The 16434-nt window shown below is 61.4% G+C and carries 14 protein-coding genes and 1 pseudogene; 13 read left to right on the top strand and 2 right to left on the bottom strand.

Annotation, left to right across the window (positions count from 1 at the left end; translation table 11 throughout):
- Window positions 1–129: 129 nt before the first annotated feature.
- The 4 genes and pseudogenes from BLS27_RS20885 to BLS27_RS20870 all read left to right on the top strand — a co-directional run bounded on the left by BLS27_RS20885 (window position 130) and on the right by BLS27_RS20870 (window position 3706).
- Window positions 130–1005, top strand: coding sequence for a heme/hemin ABC transporter substrate-binding protein (locus BLS27_RS20885; RefSeq protein WP_043210041.1), 876 nt, complete (start codon window positions 130–132; stop codon window positions 1003–1005).
- Window positions 1006–1055: 50 nt separating this feature from the next.
- Window positions 1056–2039: a FecCD family ABC transporter permease gene (locus BLS27_RS20880; protein ID WP_167358128.1), complete on the top strand. Its 984-nt coding sequence runs from the start codon at window positions 1056–1058 to the stop codon at window positions 2037–2039.
- Window positions 2040–2092: 53 nt separating this feature from the next.
- Window positions 2093–2806, top strand: a pseudogene (locus tag BLS27_RS20875) (heme ABC transporter ATP-binding protein); the annotation flags it as partial.
- Between the two features lie 12 nt (window positions 2807–2818).
- Window positions 2819–3706: a ChaN family lipoprotein gene (locus tag BLS27_RS20870; protein WP_090346746.1), complete on the top strand. Its 888-nt coding sequence runs from the start codon at window positions 2819–2821 to the stop codon at window positions 3704–3706.
- Window positions 3707–3890: 184 nt separating this feature from the next.
- Here BLS27_RS20870 and BLS27_RS20865 read toward each other — a convergent pair whose 3' ends face one another.
- Window positions 3891–4169 carry a TfoX/Sxy family protein gene (locus BLS27_RS20865; RefSeq protein WP_043210034.1) on the bottom strand — a complete coding sequence of 93 codons (279 nt, stop codon included), beginning with the start codon at window positions 4167–4169 and terminating at the stop codon, window positions 3891–3893.
- 213 nt (window positions 4170–4382) lie between these two features.
- A complete protein-coding gene (locus BLS27_RS20860; protein WP_090346744.1) occupies window positions 4383–5945 on the bottom strand; it encodes a bifunctional aminoglycoside phosphotransferase/ATP-binding protein in 1563 nt (520 codons plus the stop codon).
- 153 nt (window positions 5946–6098) lie between these two features.
- Here BLS27_RS20860 and mrcB point away from each other — a divergent pair, with 153 nt between their 5' ends.
- The 9 genes from mrcB to msrQ all read left to right on the top strand — a co-directional run bounded on the left by mrcB (window position 6099) and on the right by msrQ (window position 15954).
- Window positions 6099–8420 carry a penicillin-binding protein 1B gene (mrcB, locus tag BLS27_RS20855; RefSeq protein WP_090346742.1) on the top strand — a complete coding sequence of 774 codons (2322 nt, stop codon included), beginning with the start codon at window positions 6099–6101 and terminating at the stop codon, window positions 8418–8420.
- A gap of 25 nt (window positions 8421–8445) precedes the next feature.
- Entirely contained in the window at window positions 8446–9219 is a 774-nt protein-coding gene (locus BLS27_RS20850; protein ID WP_090346739.1) for a tetratricopeptide repeat protein, read from the top strand.
- The gene (locus BLS27_RS20845) at window positions 9216–9548 is read left to right on the top strand and encodes a YqcC family protein (protein WP_043215773.1); all 333 of its coding nucleotides are present in this window, start codon (window positions 9216–9218) and stop codon (window positions 9546–9548) included. Before BLS27_RS20850 ends, BLS27_RS20845 begins: the two co-directional genes overlap by 4 nt.
- 409 nt (window positions 9549–9957) lie before the next feature.
- Window positions 9958–11682, top strand: coding sequence for an acetolactate synthase 3 large subunit (locus tag BLS27_RS20840; RefSeq protein WP_043215778.1), 1725 nt, complete (start codon window positions 9958–9960; stop codon window positions 11680–11682).
- A gap of 1 nt (window position 11683) precedes the next feature.
- Window positions 11684–12175, top strand: coding sequence for an acetolactate synthase small subunit (gene ilvN / locus BLS27_RS20835; RefSeq protein ID WP_003250040.1), 492 nt, complete (start codon window positions 11684–11686; stop codon window positions 12173–12175).
- A 58-nt stretch (window positions 12176–12233) separates the two neighbouring features.
- Window positions 12234–13250, top strand: a complete 1017-nt coding sequence (gene ilvC / locus BLS27_RS20830; protein WP_090346737.1) for a ketol-acid reductoisomerase — start codon at window positions 12234–12236, stop codon at window positions 13248–13250.
- A 153-nt stretch (window positions 13251–13403) separates the two neighbouring features.
- Entirely contained in the window at window positions 13404–14255 is an 852-nt protein-coding gene (pssA, locus tag BLS27_RS20825; RefSeq protein ID WP_043215775.1) for a CDP-diacylglycerol--serine O-phosphatidyltransferase, read from the top strand.
- A 77-nt stretch (window positions 14256–14332) separates the two neighbouring features.
- Window positions 14333–15346, top strand: coding sequence for a protein-methionine-sulfoxide reductase catalytic subunit MsrP (gene msrP / locus BLS27_RS20820; RefSeq protein WP_043215776.1), 1014 nt, complete (start codon window positions 14333–14335; stop codon window positions 15344–15346).
- On the top strand, window positions 15346–15954 hold the full coding sequence (gene msrQ, locus BLS27_RS20815) for a protein-methionine-sulfoxide reductase heme-binding subunit MsrQ (RefSeq protein WP_090346734.1): 609 nt from the start codon (window positions 15346–15348) through the stop codon (window positions 15952–15954). Before msrP ends, msrQ begins: the two co-directional genes overlap by 1 nt.
- The last annotated feature ends 480 nt before the right edge of the window (window positions 15955–16434 follow it).

Raw genomic sequence — 16434 nt, 5'->3', positions numbered from 1 at the left:
AAGGGATGGCTTGACGCCTCAATGCGAACAATTATCAAATTGCTCGCAGTCGCTGCGCCAGGCTGCCTATGGTGCGCAGTTCCGTCGCCCGCTACAAGGCGCGCGGCCCGCCTTCTGTAAAGGAAAACGATGATGCGTCGTCCCGCTGCCCTGATCGTCCTGTGTGCAAGTCTTGTACTTGCCACCCAGGCATTGGCCGCCGAGCTACCCCAGCGCTGGGTCAGTGCGGGTGGCGCCTTGAGTGAATGGATCAGCGCCCTGGGGGGGGAGCGGCAACTGGTGGGGGTTGATACCACCAGTCAGCACCCTGAGTCGCTCAAATCACTGCCTAGCATCGGCTACCAACGGCAATTGTCCGCCGAAGGGATTCTCAGCCTGCGCCCGGATGTCTTGGTCGGCACCGAGGAGATGGGGCCGCCGCCGGTGCTGGCGCAAGTGCGCAAGGCCGGGGTGCGGGTGGAGTTGTTCTCCAGCAAGGCCGAGTTGGACGCCGTGGACGATAACCTCCAACGCCTAGGCAGTTTGCTGGGGGCCGAACAGAAAGCCGCCGAGCTGACCGCCGGTTACCACCGGCAACTCGATGCGCTGCAAGCCAGGGTCAAGCAGGCCCAGGCCAGCCAGAAGGCGCCAGGGGTTCTGCTGCTGGTCGGGCATGCAGGTGCCAAGCCCCTGATCGCAGGCCTGGGCACATCGGGGGACTGGCTGCTACGCCAGGCCGGTGCCCGTAACCTGGCCGAGCATCCGGGTTACAAGAACTTCTCGGTCGAGGCTCTGGCAGCGCTGGATCCAGATGTGCTGGTGCTCTCCGATCGCAGTCTCGAGGGCGAGCAGGCGCTGCAGGCGTTGCTCAAGGAAAACCCCGCGCTGGCCACGTCCCGGGCAGTCCGAGAGAGGCGCCTGGTAGCGCTGGACCCGACCTTGCTCGTCGGTGGTCTTGGCCCGCGCTTGCCGGCCACCTTGACCGCACTGGCCGAGGCCTTCTATCCGGTGGCCAAGGCCCAATGAGAGGCCGCGTTCAGTCCCGCGCGCTGTTTGTCTGTCTGACGCTGTCGTGCCTGTTGGCCGTTTGGTTGTCGCTGGCGCTTGGGCCGGTCAGCCTCCCGCTGTTCGATACCCTGCGTGCGGGCCTGCGACTGCTGGGTGTGCCGGTTCACGCCGAGGGGCTGGAACAAGCCGAGATGATCCTTGGGCAGATCCGCTTGCCTCGTACCCTCCTGGGGCTGGCGGTGGGCGCGGTGCTGGCGCTGTCCGGCGTGACGATGCAGGGGCTGTTCCGCAACCCTCTGGCAGATCCTGGGCTGGTCGGGGTGGCCAGTGGAGCAGCGCTGGGGGCGGCGGTGGCGATTGTCGGTGGTAGCTGGCTGGGCGGGACCCCAGAGTGGTTCTCGCCTTACCTGTTGTCGGGCTGTGCCTTCGTGGGCGGCCTCGGTGTGACCGCGCTGGTGTATCGCCTGGGCCGGCGCGACGGGCAAACCAGCGTCGCCACCATGCTGCTCGCAGGCATCGCCCTGACTGCATTGGCCGGTTCGGCGGTCGGCTTGTTCACCTACCTGGCCGATGACGCCACGCTGCGCACCTTGACCTTCTGGAACCTGGGCAGCCTCAACGGTGCCAGCTACGAGCGCCTGTGGCCCTTGCTGCTGGTGACAGCAGCGGTTGCGCTGTGGCTGCCACGCCGCGCCCAGGCGCTCAATGCCCTGTTACTGGGCGAGTCCGAGGCCCGGCACTTGGGCATCGATGTGGAGTCGCTCAAGCGTGAGCTGGTGTTCTGTACTGCCCTGGGCGTGGGGGCTGCGGTGGCGGCTGCGGGGTTGATCGGTTTCATCGGCTTGGTAGTGCCGCACTTGATGCGCTTGCTGGCAGGCCCCGACCACCGGGTGCTGCTGCCTGCCTCGTTGCTCGCAGGGGGCGCCTTGCTCTTGTTCGCCGACTTGGTGGCCCGGCTGGCGCTGGCACCGGCGGAGCTGCCGATTGGCATCGTTACTGCGTTCCTCGGCGCGCCGTTCTTCTTGTTCTTGTTGATACGAGGGCGAAGCTGATGCTGGAAGCCCAAGGGGTACGTTTGCGGCGCGGAACCCAGGACGTGCTGCAGGCGATCGACTTGCACGTGCGTCCTGGGCAGGTCCTGGGTGTACTGGGCCCCAATGGGGCCGGCAAAAGTAGCCTGTTGGGCGTGCTGTGCGGCGAGCTGGCTCCCAGTCAGGGGCAGGTGCGTTTGCGTGGTCGCACCTTGGCGGACTGGCCAGGCCAAGCACGCGCTCGTTGCCTGGCGGTACTGCCGCAGGTTTCCACCCTTGGGTTTGCATTTGGTGTCGAAGAAGTGGTCGGGCTTGGCCGGCTGCCTCACGCCAGTGGTCAGCAACGCGACCAGGAAATCGTCCACGCCGCCTTGGGTGCGGCTGATGCCCTGCACCTGGTCGATCGCAGCTACCTGGCGCTGTCCGGTGGCGAGCGCCAGCGGGTTCACCTGGCCCGGGTGCTGGCGCAGCTGTGGCCGGGGGAGGAGGGCGCCACCCTGCTGCTGGACGAGCCCACTTCGATGCTGGACCCCTTGCACCAGCACACCACCTTGCAAGCGGTGCGGCGCTTTGCCGACCAGGGCGCGGCGGTGATGGTGATTCTGCACGACCTCAACCTCGCCGCGCGCTACTGTGACCAGATCCTGTTGCTGGAGCAGGGACGCTGCCATGCGCTGGGCACCCCGCAGCAGGTGCTGACGCCTGACGCGCTCAAGGCGGTATTTGGAATCGATGTGCTGGTGCAGCCGCACCCGGAGCTCGGTCATCCGTTGATCATCACCCGCTAGGAGGCTTTGCCCATGCGCCATCCCGTGCTGTCCGGCCTATCGATCCTGCTGGCTTTGGTGTTGTCCGGCTGCCAGGCCAGCCTGCCCGACTTGCCGGCGTGGCAGGCCGGCGAAGGACGCGATAGCGCACAACTGGGGCAAATCCGTGACCTGGCCACGGGTGAGCAGCTCACGCCAGAGCAGCTAGTTGCGTACCTGGCCCCGGCGCCTCGGGTGCTGGTGGGAGAGAAGCACGACAATCCCGATCACCACGCGTTGCAGCTGTGGCTGTTGCGAGCCTTGGAGGCCCGTCGCCCCCAAGGCAGCCTGTTGCTGGAGATGCTGCAGCCCTCGCAACAACCGCTGATCGATGCCGTGCAAGGGCAGGCGGTCATGCCTGAGGATTTGCCCAAAGCCCTGGCCTGGCAGGACGGCTGGGACTGGCAATGGTATGGGCCGATCGTGCAGGAGGCTTTGCATCGGCAGATTGCGCTGCTGGCGGCCAATCTTTCGCCGGAGGAGTTGCGTCAGGCTTATCGGGACACCCCGGTGTTGCAGGGGCCGCGCTCGAATGCACCTGCGGTCAAGGCTGCGCTGCTAGACCAGGTGCGCGCCGGACACTGTGGATTGCTGCCGGAAAACCAGCTGCCGGCCATGCTTGCCGTGCAGCAGCAACGCGACCGCCGCATCGCCGAACGCGTCCTTGGCGCGCCACAACCGGCCCTGTTGCTGACCGGCAGCTACCATGCGCGCAAGGACTTGGGTGTGCCACTGCACCTGGCTGATCTGGGCGCAGAGAGCGAATCCAAAGTGTTGTTACTGGTGGAGGTGGGCGAAAAAGTCGAGCCGGGCATGGCCGACTACGTCTGGTACACGGCCGCCTTGCCTGAACAGGACTACTGCGCCCGATTGCGTCGTTGATCGGCCTTTGTTTATCCGAGGCAAAAAAGACCCGGCAAAGTGCCGGGTCAATAACCGTGATTAGCCTGATGAGGAGATAATCTGAGCGTCCGAACCAAGGACTTTTCAGGTTATCCAACCAGTCTCGCGACCAGTTGTGATAATCATAACGATTCTCATTTATAGGTCAATCCCCCCATCCCGCCTATTTTGATTTTTTTTGCACAGGGCTTTTGGCGTCCAGCTGTTCATCGAGCGCTTGTTTACGCTCGACCGGCAAATCATTCCAGTGCATGTCCAGCAGTGCCGCCTCGATGGAGTACAACAATACCTTCGATGCCCGGAACCCCCGCGACTTCACAGCCTGGTAGGCGCCTACCGCGCCCAGGCGGCGCAAGTCCGATGCACTGTGGATGCCGACGGCATGAAGCCATTGCGCGGAGGTCTTGCCAAGATTTCTCAGATGCTGCAATTCATCGTTCATCGGGCCTCCTTGCGATGGCTGAACGAGGTCTTTGGGATAAATCGCGAGCAGGTTTCAGAGGAGTGTAGCGGGGGTTGGGAAATACGCGGCCTTTTGCCATCGACCCCCGACGAGGGCCACCCTGAAAACCGGGCGTTGGCATCTGTGAGCGTGGCTTTACCCGGTCGCGATGGCATGCAAAAAGGGCTGCAAGAGCAGCCCTTCATGAATCGTTCAAATGCCTGGGAGACGCTGGCGGATCTGCTCGATCAATTGGTCCATGCTGGCGCTTTCCTGTGTGTCCACCCGCTTGCAGTGGGGCAGTTCTTCGGCGCTCAGCGGTTCGCGGCTGGCCTGTTGGGCCTTGACCACTTCCAGGGTGGCATCGGAGGGGTCGTTAGCCTCGGTCTGGCGCTGGGCCAGCCAGCTGGCGATGACCGCGTCGGGCGCCTGGCAATCGAGGATCAGGAACGGAACGCCCGTTTCGTTGGCAACCTGGGCCGCGGCTTGGCGCTGGGCCAGCTTGAGGTAGGTGGCATCGAGCACCACCGGGAAGCCTGCACGCAGGATGATCGCCGCCAGCTCATGCAGGCGCTGATACGTGGCGCGGCTGGCGTCCTGGTCATAGATGCCGGCCTGCAGTTGGCCAGCGCTTTGTTGCTGTTGCTCGCCGAACAGGCGCTTGCGCTCGACATCCGAACGTACACGAATCGCGCCCAGGGCTTCGACCAGACGCATGGCCACGTGGCTCTTGCCCACGGCCGAGACGCCATGGGTGATGGCCAGCAGCCGCGATGGAATGGCACTGTAGCTTTCGGCCAGGTTGGCATAGTTGCGGTAGGTGCGCAGGGTGGTGGCACGCTGCACGCCGTCGGCATCGGCCGGCATGCTGAACAGTGCGACCTTGGCGCGCACCAGGGCGCGGTAGGCCTTGTAGAAGTTGAGCAGTTCCAGGCCTTCGTAGTCGCCGGTCAGCTCCAGGTATTGGCTGATGAAACGACGGGCCAGGCATTTCAGCCCGCGGTCTTCGAGGTCCATGGCCAGGAAAGCGGTGTCGGCATAGACGTCGGTCAGGCGGAACGGCTCGTTGAATTCGATGCAGTCGAAGATCACCACCTTGCCGTCGATCAGCGTGGCGTTGCCCAGGTGGATGTCGCCATGGCACTCGCGGATGAACCCCTGGGCCTTGCGCGCCTCGAGCAACCCGTGAAGCCGCTCGAAGCTGCTGCGGGCCCACGCCTGTAGGTTGTCCAGTTGTTGCAGGTCGGCCTTGTCGCTGAGGAACGGACGGATCTGCTCGAAGTTCTGCTCGACCGGTGCCATGACACTGTCAGGTGTGCCTAACGGATGGTCGACCGATACCTTGGGCGCCTGCAGGTGGAATTCGGCGATCTGACGGGCCATCTGGTCGATGTGGCTGGCATTGAGTTCGCCATTGGCCTGCAAGGTACTGAGCATCTGGCCTTGGGGGAACTGGCGCATCTTCAAGGCATACTCGATCGGTGCGCCGGCGCCGCCCAGTTGCGGGGCATCGGCCGTTCCTGTGATCGGCAGCACTTCCAGGTACAGGCCCTTGGTAAGGCGCTGGTTCAGGCGTAGCTCTTCGTTGCAGAAGTGACGGCGTTGGTCCAGCTCGGTGAAATCCAGGAAGCCGAAGTTCATCGGCTTCTTGATCTTGTAGGCGTACTCGCCGGTCAGCAGCACCCAGGAGATATGCGTCTCGATGAGTTGGAACCCGTCCACCGGGTGGGCATAGAGGGCGGGGTTCTGCAGCGCGCTGATCAGGGCTTGGCTCACGGGCAATCCTTCTGGGGCAGGGAATTCGAAAGCGCCATTATGGTCAATGGTGCCGTCCCTGCAAACAGCTGGAAATCCTGGCGGATGAACGCGAGCTTTCCGTTTCGTCCCGCAGGCCACTAGCCTTTATCAAAGTGCGTATAATCCGCCGCCATGACTCGTACCCGAAACTCCCGTACCCCCAAGAAACGCCCGACCGGCCGCTCCCGCGCCTGGCTGGGCTGGGCGCTCAAGCTCAGCCTGGTCGGCCTGGTGGTGCTTGCCGGCTTCGCGGTTTATCTCGATGCTGTCGTCCAGGAGAAGTTCTCCGGCAAGCGTTGGACCATCCCGGCCAAGGTATACGCCCGTCCGCTGGAGCTGTTCGTCGGCCAGAAGTTGAGCCGCAACGACTTCCTCACAGAGCTCGATGCCTTGGGCTATCGTCGTGAAGCGGCCGCCAACGGCCCGGGCGCGGCCTCGGTCAACGGCAACACGGTCGACCTCAATACCCGAGGCTTTCAGTTCTACGAGGGCATGGAACCTGCGCAGTTCGTGCGCGTGCGTTTCTCCGGCGATTATGTCGCCGGGCTGTCCGGTGCCAATGGTGGCAAGCTGGATGTGGTGCGACTCGAACCGCTGATGATTGGCGGCATCTATCCCAAGAATCTCGAAGACCGGATCCTGATCAAGATCGACCAGGTTCCGCCTTATCTGCTGGAAACCCTGGTCGCCGTTGAAGACCGCGACTTCTACAGCCACCATGGCGTATCGCCCAAATCCATCGCCCGTGCCTTGTGGGTCAACACCTCCGCAGGCGCCATGCGCCAGGGCGGTAGTACCCTGACCCAGCAGTTGGTGAAGAACTTCTTCCTGACCAACGAGCGCAGCCTCAGCCGCAAGCTGAACGAGGCCATGATGGCCATGCTGCTGGAGCTGCACTACGACAAGCGCGAGATTCTCGAGGCGTACCTCAACGAGGTATTCGTCGGCCAGGATGGGCAGCGTGCGGTGCACGGCTTCGGCCTGGCCAGCCAGTTCTTCTTCAGCCAGCCGCTGCAGGAGCTCAAGCTGCACCAGATCGCCTTGCTGGTGGGGATGGTCAAAGGGCCGTCCTATTACAACCCGCGTCGTTATCCCGAGCGTGCGCTCACCCGACGCAATTTGGTGCTCGACCTGCTCGCCGAGCAGGGCGTGGTCAGCCAGGAGATGGCCGAAGCGGCGAAAAAGATGCCGCTGGGCGTGACCAAGCGCGGCAGCCTGGCCGACAGTTCCTTCCCGGCTTTCCTCGACCTGGTCAAGCGCCAACTACGCCAGGACTATCGCGACGAAGACTTGACCGAAGAAGGCCTGCGTATCTTCACCAGCTTCGATCCGATCCTGCAGATGAAGGCCGAGACGGCCATGAGCGAGACCTTCAAGCGCCTGGCTGGGCGCAAGGGTGCCGATGAGGTCGAGTCGGCGATGGTGGTGACCAATCCGGAAACCGGTGAGGTGCAGGCGCTGATCGGCAGCCGGCAGGCCGGCTTCGCCGGGTTCAACCGCGCCATCGACGCCGTACGGCCGATCGGCTCGCTGGTCAAGCCAGCGGTCTACCTGACCGCCCTGGAACAACCCAGCAAGTACACCTTGACCAGTTGGGTGCAGGACGAGCCGTTCTCGGTCAAAGGCGCTGACGGCCAGGTCTGGCGTCCGCAAAACTACGATCGTCGCCCCCACGGCACCATCTACCTGTACCAAGGGCTGGCCAACTCCTACAACCTGTCCACCGCCAAGATCGGTCTGGAAGTGGGCGTGCCCAACGTGATCAAGACCATTGGCAGGCTGGGCGTGAAGGTCGACTGGCCGGCGTTCCCGTCCATGCTGCTGGGCGCGGGCGGCATGTCGCCGATGCAGGTGGCGACCATGTACCAGACCATCGCCAATGGCGGTTTCAACACGCCGATGCGTGGTATCCGCAGTGTGCTCACCGCCGAAGGCGAGCCGCTCAAGCGCTACCCGTTCCAGATCCAGCAGACCTTCGATCCAGGTGCCATCTATCTGGTGCAGAACGGCATGCAGCGGGTGATGCGCGAGGGTACCGGCCGTTCGGTCTACAACGTGCTGCCCCGTTCGCTGACCCTGGCAGGTAAGACCGGTACCAGTAACGATTCGCGCGACAGCTGGTTCTCCGGCTTCAGCCAGGATTTGCTGGCGGTGGTCTGGCTGGGCCGCGACGACAACGGCAAGACGCCGTTCACCGGTGCCACGGGTGCCTTGCAGGTATGGACCAGCTTCATGAAGAAAGCCGACCCGCTGCCGCTGGACATGCCGCAACCGGACAACGTGGTGCAAGCCTGGATCGACCCGTACAGCGGCCAGGGGTCGGACGGTAGCTGTCCGGGGGCGGTGCAGATGCCGTATATTCGTGGAAGTGAACCGCCTGCCGGCGCTGCCTGTGGTGGCCCGCAAGACCCAGTGGAGTCCGTCATGGACTGGGTCAAGGGATGGATGAATTGAGCGCTAGCTTTGAAGAGGGTGTGAAGTGAACAAGTGGTTGTTTCCTGCCTTGACGGCGATTGCCGTGCTCCAGGGGTGCTCCAGCGTTCCGCGCGGCAATATCCCCGTGGTGGACTCGAGCACCCGGGTATCGAACAGTGAGCGAATTGCGAGCAACCGTAACGTTGCCCGCCAGCCCAGCGGAGGCACCAGCCAGGCGCAGTCCCTGCCTGAGGATTCCGGTGTGACCGTGGTGATCCCGCAAGGCGCTGGCGCAGCGCCCATCCAGGCCTTCCCGGCCGGTACGGCTGCGCCAATCAGCACTGGGCCAATCACCCCTGGCCCTGTGAGCAGCGGCCCGATCGCCACCAACCCCAACCCGATTGCCGACGAGCCGTTCGACATCGCCTCGATGAACAGCGCGTCCAGCACGCCCAGCGCTCCGACCGGTATTCCGCGCAGCAACGCCACCGGCGGGCTGTCGGCCGATGAGCAGCTCGATGGGCCGGTGCTGGCGCTGCTGACCACCGCTCAGCAGCAACAGGGCGGTGGTGACTTCAACGGTGCCGCCTCGAGCCTGGAGCGTGCCCAGCGCATCGCTCCGCGCGAGCCGCAGGTACTGTTCCGTCTGGCCCAGGTGCGCCTGGCCCAGGGCGACTCGGCGCAGGCTGAGCAACTGGCACGTCGTGCGCTGACCTACGCCAATGGGCGTCCCGACCTGCAGGCCGAGCTGTGGAACACCATCGCCCAGGCCCGTGAGAAGCAAGGGGACAGCCAGGGTGCGGCATTGGCGCGGCAGAAGGCGCGGACTACCTCGTGATGGAGCAACGCATCCTCGATATTGCCGATCATCTGTTGTTGATCGAGCGCGAATTGCAGGTCCAGGGCTGGTGGAGCGAACAGGTGCCCAGCGCCGAAGCACTGGCCAGCGTGGTCCCGTTCGCGGTGGATGTGATGACCTTCGAGCAGTGGCTGCAATGGATTTTCCTGCCGCGTATGAAGCTCATCATCGAGCACGGTCACCCGCTGCCCAATGCCTCTGGCATTCTGGTCATGGCCGAAACGGTGTTCGTCGATCGCCCAGAGCAGAGTCGCGAGCTTAGACGTCTGCTGGCAGCATTTGACCAATTGATCAGTCCTTCCGCCTGATTTCTTCTTTTTTTCCTATAAGGGCCGCAGATTGTGGCCCTTTTTTTTGGAAATCTTTATTTTCATGCTGCTGACCACCTTTTTCGTGGTGGCAGGAATTCATCCTGGGGAAAAATTGGCAATAATTTTTCTTGACTTGCGCGCGACGAATCAGAAGAATCCAGATTCCGCTGTAGAGGGACTGCCAGAAGCAGACCCGCTAAGCAGATCATGAGGCGCACACCCGCGCCGACTTGTAACACCCCGCAACGCGTTACCTCGCGCTGGGTGGGAACCCCCCGCAACACTCTGGGGCGCTCCCAATACTTGCTCAGTCAGTGCTGACGTTCGCTCATGCTCTGCTTGGCAGTAAACCTATTAAGACCCGTCCATTTGAGGGCGGTATTCTGGCGTTTTAGAGGTGAACAACGTGGAGCTTTTATCTGGCGCTGAGATGGTCGTCCGCTTCTTGCGTGACGAAGGCGTTAAGCACATCTATGGGTACCCTGGCGGTGCTCTCCTTCATGTTTACGACGCCCTGTTCAAGGAACCGGAGATCAACCACATCCTGGTTCGTCACGAACAGGCTGCCACCCATATGGCGGACGGTTACGCCCGTGCAACCGGCAAGGCCGGCGTGGTGCTGGTGACTTCCGGCCCAGGCGCGACCAATGCCATCACCGGCATTGCCACTGCCTATATGGACTCGATCCCGATGGTCATCCTGTCCGGTCAGGTGCCTAGCACCATGGTTGGTACCGATGCCTTCCAGGAAACCGACATGATTGGTATTTCCCGGCCGATCGTGAAGCACAGCTTCATGGTCAAGCATGCCTCGGAAATTCCCGAAGTCCTGAAAAAAGCCTTCTACCTGGCGCAATCCGGCCGTCCAGGCCCGGTCGTGGTCGACATTCCAAAAGATATGACCAACCCGGCCGAGAAGTTCGAATACGTCTATCCCAAGAAGGTCAAGCTGCGCTCCTACAGCCCGGCTGTCCGCGGTCATTCCGGCCAGATCCGCAAAGCGGCCGAGATGCTCTTGGCAGCCAAGCGTCCGGTGGTCTATTCCGGCGGTGGGGTCATTCTTGGCGGCGGCTCCGAAGCCCTTACCGAGATTGCCAAGTCGTTGAACCTGCCGGTCACCAATACCCTGATGGGGCTGGGTGGCTTCCCGGGCACCGATCGTCAGTTCATCGGCATGCTGGGCATGCACGGCAGCTACACCGCCAACATGGCGATGCACAATGCAGACGTGATCTTCGCTGTCGGTGCGCGTTTCGACGACCGCGTAGTCAATGGCCCGGCCAAGTTCTGCCCGAACGCCAAGATCATTCACATCGACATCGACCCGGCGTCGATCTCCAAGATGATCAAGGCCGACGTGCCGATCGTTGGCCCGGTCGAAAGTGTGCTCACCGAGATGCTCACCATCCTCAAGGAGATCGGCGAGCAGCCTGACAAGGCGGCACTCGATGCCTGGTGGAAGCAGATCGACGAGTGGCGAGGTGACCGCGGCCTGTTCCCTTACGACAAGGGCGATGGCAGCGTCATCAAGCCGCAGACCGTGATCGAAACCCTGTGCGAAGTGACCAAGGGCGATGCCTTCATCACCTCCGATGTCGGCCAGCACCAGATGTTCGCGGCGCAGTACTACCGTTTCAACAAGCCAAATCGTTGGGTCAACTCCGGCGGCCTGGGCACCATGGGCTTCGGCTTCCCGGCGGCGATGGGCATCAAGCTCAACTTCCCTGACCAGGACGTGGCTTGCGTGACCGGTGAAGGCAGTATCCAGATGAACATCCAGGAACTGTCCACCTGCATGCAGTACGACCTGCCGGTGAAGATCGTCAACCTGAACAACGGTGTGTTGGGCATGGTTCGTCAATGGCAGGACATGGCCTACAGCGGCCGTCACTCGCATTCCTACGTGGAGTCGCTGCCTGACTTCGTCAAGCTGGTTGAGGCCTATGGCCATGTGGGTATCCGCATCACCAGCCTGAAGGACCTCAAGCCAAAACTGGAAGAGGCTTTCGCGATGAAGGACCGCCTGGTGTTCATCGACATCGCGGTCGACAGGACCGAGCACGTCTACCCGATGCAGATCAAGGACGGCTCGATGCGTGACATGTGGCTGAGCAAGACGGAGCGTACCTGATATGCGGCACATCATTTCCCTGCTGTTGGAAAACGAACCCGGTGCCTTGTCTCGCGTGGTCGGTCTGTTCTCCCAGCGTAACTACAACATCGAAAGCCTGACCGTGGCGCCGACCGAGGACCCGACTCTGTCGCGCCTGACCCTGACGACCGTTGGTCATGACGAAGTGATCGAACAGATCACCAAGAACCTGAACAAACTGGTCGAAGTGGTCAAGCTCGTCGATCTGTCGGAGAGTGCTCACATCGAGCGCGAGCTGATGCTGGTCAAGGTCAAGGCCACCGGCGCCCAGCGCGCCGAGATCAAGCGCACCACGGATATCTTCCGTGGCCAGATCGTCGATGTCACCGCCAGTGTGTACACCGTGCAACTGAGCGGTACCAGCGATAAGCTGGACAGCTTCATCCAGGCCATTGGCACCGCGTCGATCCTGGAAACCGTGCGCAGCGGCGTCACCGGCATTGCCCGTGGCGACAAAGTGCTCAGTATCTGAATACGCATACAAGAATCAGTGATGGCTCCGTGGAGCCGAGATATAACAGGGGTATTTCATGAAAGTTTATTACGACAAAGACTGCGACCTTTCCATTATCCAGGGCAAGAAAGTCGCCATCATCGGTTACGGCTCCCAGGGGCACGCCCAGGCGTGCAACCTCAAGGACTCCGGTGTGGACGTTACCGTCGGTCTGCGTAAAGGTTCGGCCACCGTTGCCAAGGCAGAAGCCCACGGCCTGAAAGTCGCTGACGTTGCTATTGCCGTCGCCGCTGCCGACCTGGTCATGATCCTGACCCCGGACGAGTTCCAAGGCGCCCTGTACAAGAACGAAATCGAGCCGAACATCAAGAAGGGCGCTACCCTGGCCTTCTCCCATGGCTTCTCGATCCACTACAACCAAGTCGTTCCGCGTGCCGACCTGGACGTGATCATGATCGCGCCGAAGGCTCCGGGTCACACCGTTCGCTCCGAGTTCGTCAAGGGCGGCGGCATCCCTGACCTGATCGCCGTCTACCAGGACGCCTCCGGCAACGCCAAGAACGTTGCTCTGTCGTACGCCTCGGGCGTCGGCGGCGGCCGTACCGGTATCATCGAAACCACCTTCAAGGACGAAACCGAAACCGACTTGTTCGGTGAGCAGGCCGTTCTGTGCGGCGGTACCGTCGAGCTGGTTAAGGCCGGTTTCGAAACCCTGGTCGAAGCGGGCTACGCGCCGGAAATGGCCTACTTCGAGTGCCTGCACGAGCTGAAGCTGATCGTTGACCTCATGTACGAAGGCGGTATCGCCAACATGAACTACTCGATCTCCAACAACGCCGAATACGGTGAGTACGTCACCGGTCCGGAAGTCATCAACGAAGAATCCCGCAAGGCCATGCGCAACGCTCTGAAGCGCATCCAGGACGGCGAGTACGCGAAGATGTTCATCTCCGAAGGCGCCACCAACTACCCATCGATGACCGCCAAGCGTCGTAACAACGCCGCTCACGGCATCGAAGTCATCGGCGAGCAACTGCGCTCCATGATGCCTTGGATCGCGGCCAACAAGATCGTCGACAAGACCAAGAACTAAGTCTTGCGTCGGTAACATGAAAAACGCGGCTTCGGCCGCGTTTTTTCGTTTACGCGGCCTGCTTCTGGTATAAAGCGACCAGTGGCTTGCCGTCAGAACCTGTTTCGCAGGCCCGTGTCGAATATTTTCCACCCCAGTTGCAAGGTACTTTTCATGAGCGAACGTCCCGAAGAGCCGAATAAGCCCTCCGACGCCGAAAGCCTGCTACCTGTCGATGAGCATATTGAAGAAGGGCATGACGCCGAAGGGCGCAAGGTCCGTCACCGTGGCATTTACCTGCTACCCAACCTGTTCACGACCGCCAACCTGTTTGCCGGTTTCTATTCCATCGTCAGCTCCATCAGCGCGCACGGTTACCTCAGTGCCGGCGACCCGCGTGAAGCGAGCAAGTACTTCGCGTTCGCCGCGATCGCCATCTTCGTGGCCATGGTCCTCGATAGCCTCGATGGTCGTGTTGCGCGCATGACCAACACCCAGAGCGCCTTCGGTGCCGAGTACGACTCGCTGTCGGACATGGCGGCCTTCGGCGTTGCGCCTGCCTTGCTGGCGTTCGTCTGGGCGCTGGGCGACATGGGCAAGGTCGGCTGGATGGTCGCCTTCATCTATGTCGCTGGTGCGGCATTGCGTCTGGCGCGCTTCAATACCCAAGTCGGCACGGCTGACAAGCGCTACTTCATCGGCCTGGCCAGCCCGGCTGCCGCCGGTGTGGTCGCTGGCACCGTATGGGCCTTCAGTGACTATGGCATCCAGGGCTCCAAGCTGTCGTTCCTGGTCGCCTTGTTGGTGGCCGCTGCCGGCATGCTGATGGTCAGCAACATCAAGTACAACAGCTTCAAGGAGCTGGACCTCAAGGGGCGTGTGCCCTTCGTGGCCATTCTGGCTGTGGTGCTGGTGTTCGCGGTGGTGTTCAGCGACCCGCCCCGAATCCTGCTGCTGATCTTCCTCGGCTATGCGATTTCCGGCCCTGTGCAGTATCTGCTGCGTGGTCGTCGCCGCAAAAGCTGACAAAGCGTTAATGTTGGAATAACCCTCCGGCTCCATAGTCTTACAGGTACATCCGTTGCCTGTGCTGTGGAGCCGTCATGCTTATCAAGTCTCCCAGATCGTCCGATTGCAAAGCGTCGGAGATCACCCCTGAAAGACTCTATCTTTCCAGGCGTTCAATGCTTGGGGCTTCCCTGGCAGGGCTGGCCCTTGGCGCGTTGCCGCGTGCTGGTTCGGCTGTCGAGGCGTCGCGCTATGCCGACGTCGCGCCTGGTGCCGCGCCTGCCTGGTTCACAGACAAGCTGGCAGCCGCGCGCTGGCAGGCTGTGACGGTCAAGGACGAAGCGATCACGCCGTTCAAGGACGCCACCCACTACAACAACTTCTATGAGTTCGGCCCCGACAAGGGGGACCCAGCGGCCAATGCCGGTGCGCTTAAGACCGAGCCCTGGACTCTGGTGGTCGATGGTGAAGTGGCCAAGCCCGGTCGCTATGCCTTGGAAGACTTCGTCAAACCCTACCAGCTCGAAGAGCGCATCTATCGGTTGCGTTGTGTCGAGGCCTGGTCGATGGTCATTCCCTGGCTGGGCTTTCCATTGGCACAGGTGCTCAAGCAGGTCGAGCCGAACTCCAAGGCGCGCTACGTACGCTTCGAGACGCTGCAGGATCCACAGAGCATGCCTGGGCAGCGCTCAGGCTTTGCCTTGATCGATTGGCCCTATGTAGAGGGGCTGCGCCTGGACGAGGCGATGCATCCCTTGGCGATTCTGGCGGTAGGCATGTATGGCCGGGAGTTGGCCAATCAGAACGGCGCGCCGTTGCGCTTGGTAGTGCCATGGAAGTACGGGTTCAAGAGTATCAAGTCCATCGTGCGCATGAGCCTGGTGGCAGAGCGGCCAAGCACCACCTGGGAGAGTCTTGCGCCTACGGAATATGGCTTCTATGCCAACGTCAATCCGATGGTCGACCACCCGCGCTGGAGCCAGGCCAGGGAAAGGCGTTTGCCCAGTGGGCTGTTCAGTCCCAATGTGCGCGATACCCTGATGTTCAATGGCTACGCCGATGAAGTGGCGTCGCTGTATGCGGGGCTCGATCTGCGGAAGAACTACTGATGCGTTATCCCTGGTTTCGACTGGCCATTTTCCTGGTGGGGTGTGCGTTTCCCGGTTGGTGGCTATATGAAGCGGCGATGAATCTGCTGGGACCAGACCCTGGCAAAATCTTGGTAGATCGCCTGGGTCTTGGCGCGTTGACCTTCTTGCTGGTCACCTTGAGCATGACGCCGTTGCAGAGACTCACAGGGTGGCCCGCTTGGATAGTCGTGCGGCGGCAACTGGGGTTGTGGTGCTTTGCTTACGTCGTCCTGCACATGGCTTCCTATATTGTGTTCATCCTCGGGCTGGACTGGGGGCAATTGGGTGTCGAGCTGCGCAAGCGCCCTTACATCATTGTGGGAGTGTTGGGCTTTCTTGGCCTGCTGGCGCTCGCGGCGACGTCGAATCGTTACAGTCAGCGGAGGCTCGGCGCGCGATGGAAGAAGTTGCACCGGTTGGCTTATGGGATTCTCGGGTTGGGATTGCTGCACTTCCTCTGGATCGTTCGCTCAGACCTGCAAGAGTGGGTGATATACGCCGCCGTCGGGGCAGTATTGATGTTTGTGCGTATTCCGCCGGTGTGGCGTCGTGTCCCTCGTTTGCTGGGGCGGGGCAGGGCGGTTTGAAACTTTCTTGAAATAACTGTTGACGGGGTTTCGAATCCCCTTATAATGCGCCCCACTTCCGACGCAGTTGAAACGCAAAACTCCTTGATAATCAACGAGTTGAACGATTCAGGTAGTATCGGAAAGGCTTCGGTCTTCTGATCGGCAGCGGTGAAAAAGGCAGTTGACAGCAGGTTTTAACGCTGTATGATTCGCCTCCCGCTACGAGAGATCGCAGCGAGTTAAGCGGTTGAAGTTGAACGGGTTTCTCGGAAAAAACTTCAAAATAAACGCTTGACAGACTTAGAGGAAAGCGTAGAATGCGCGGCCTCGGTTGAGCAAAGCGCTTAACCAAATCGCTCTTTAACAATCGAATCAAGCAATTCGTGTGGGTGCTTGTGAGTATGGACTGATCGTCGCCAAGATTATCAGCATCACAAGTGGCCATGCGAGAAATCACATAGTCATTTGAGATTGCTGAGCCAAGTTTAGGGTTTCTTA

The organism is Pseudomonas guariconensis (assembly GCF_900102675.1).
GTDB lineage: Bacteria > Pseudomonadota > Gammaproteobacteria > Pseudomonadales > Pseudomonadaceae > Aquipseudomonas > Aquipseudomonas guariconensis.
The sequence above is the reverse complement of the archived record's forward strand: the minus strand, read 5'-3'. Positions and strand labels throughout refer to the sequence as shown.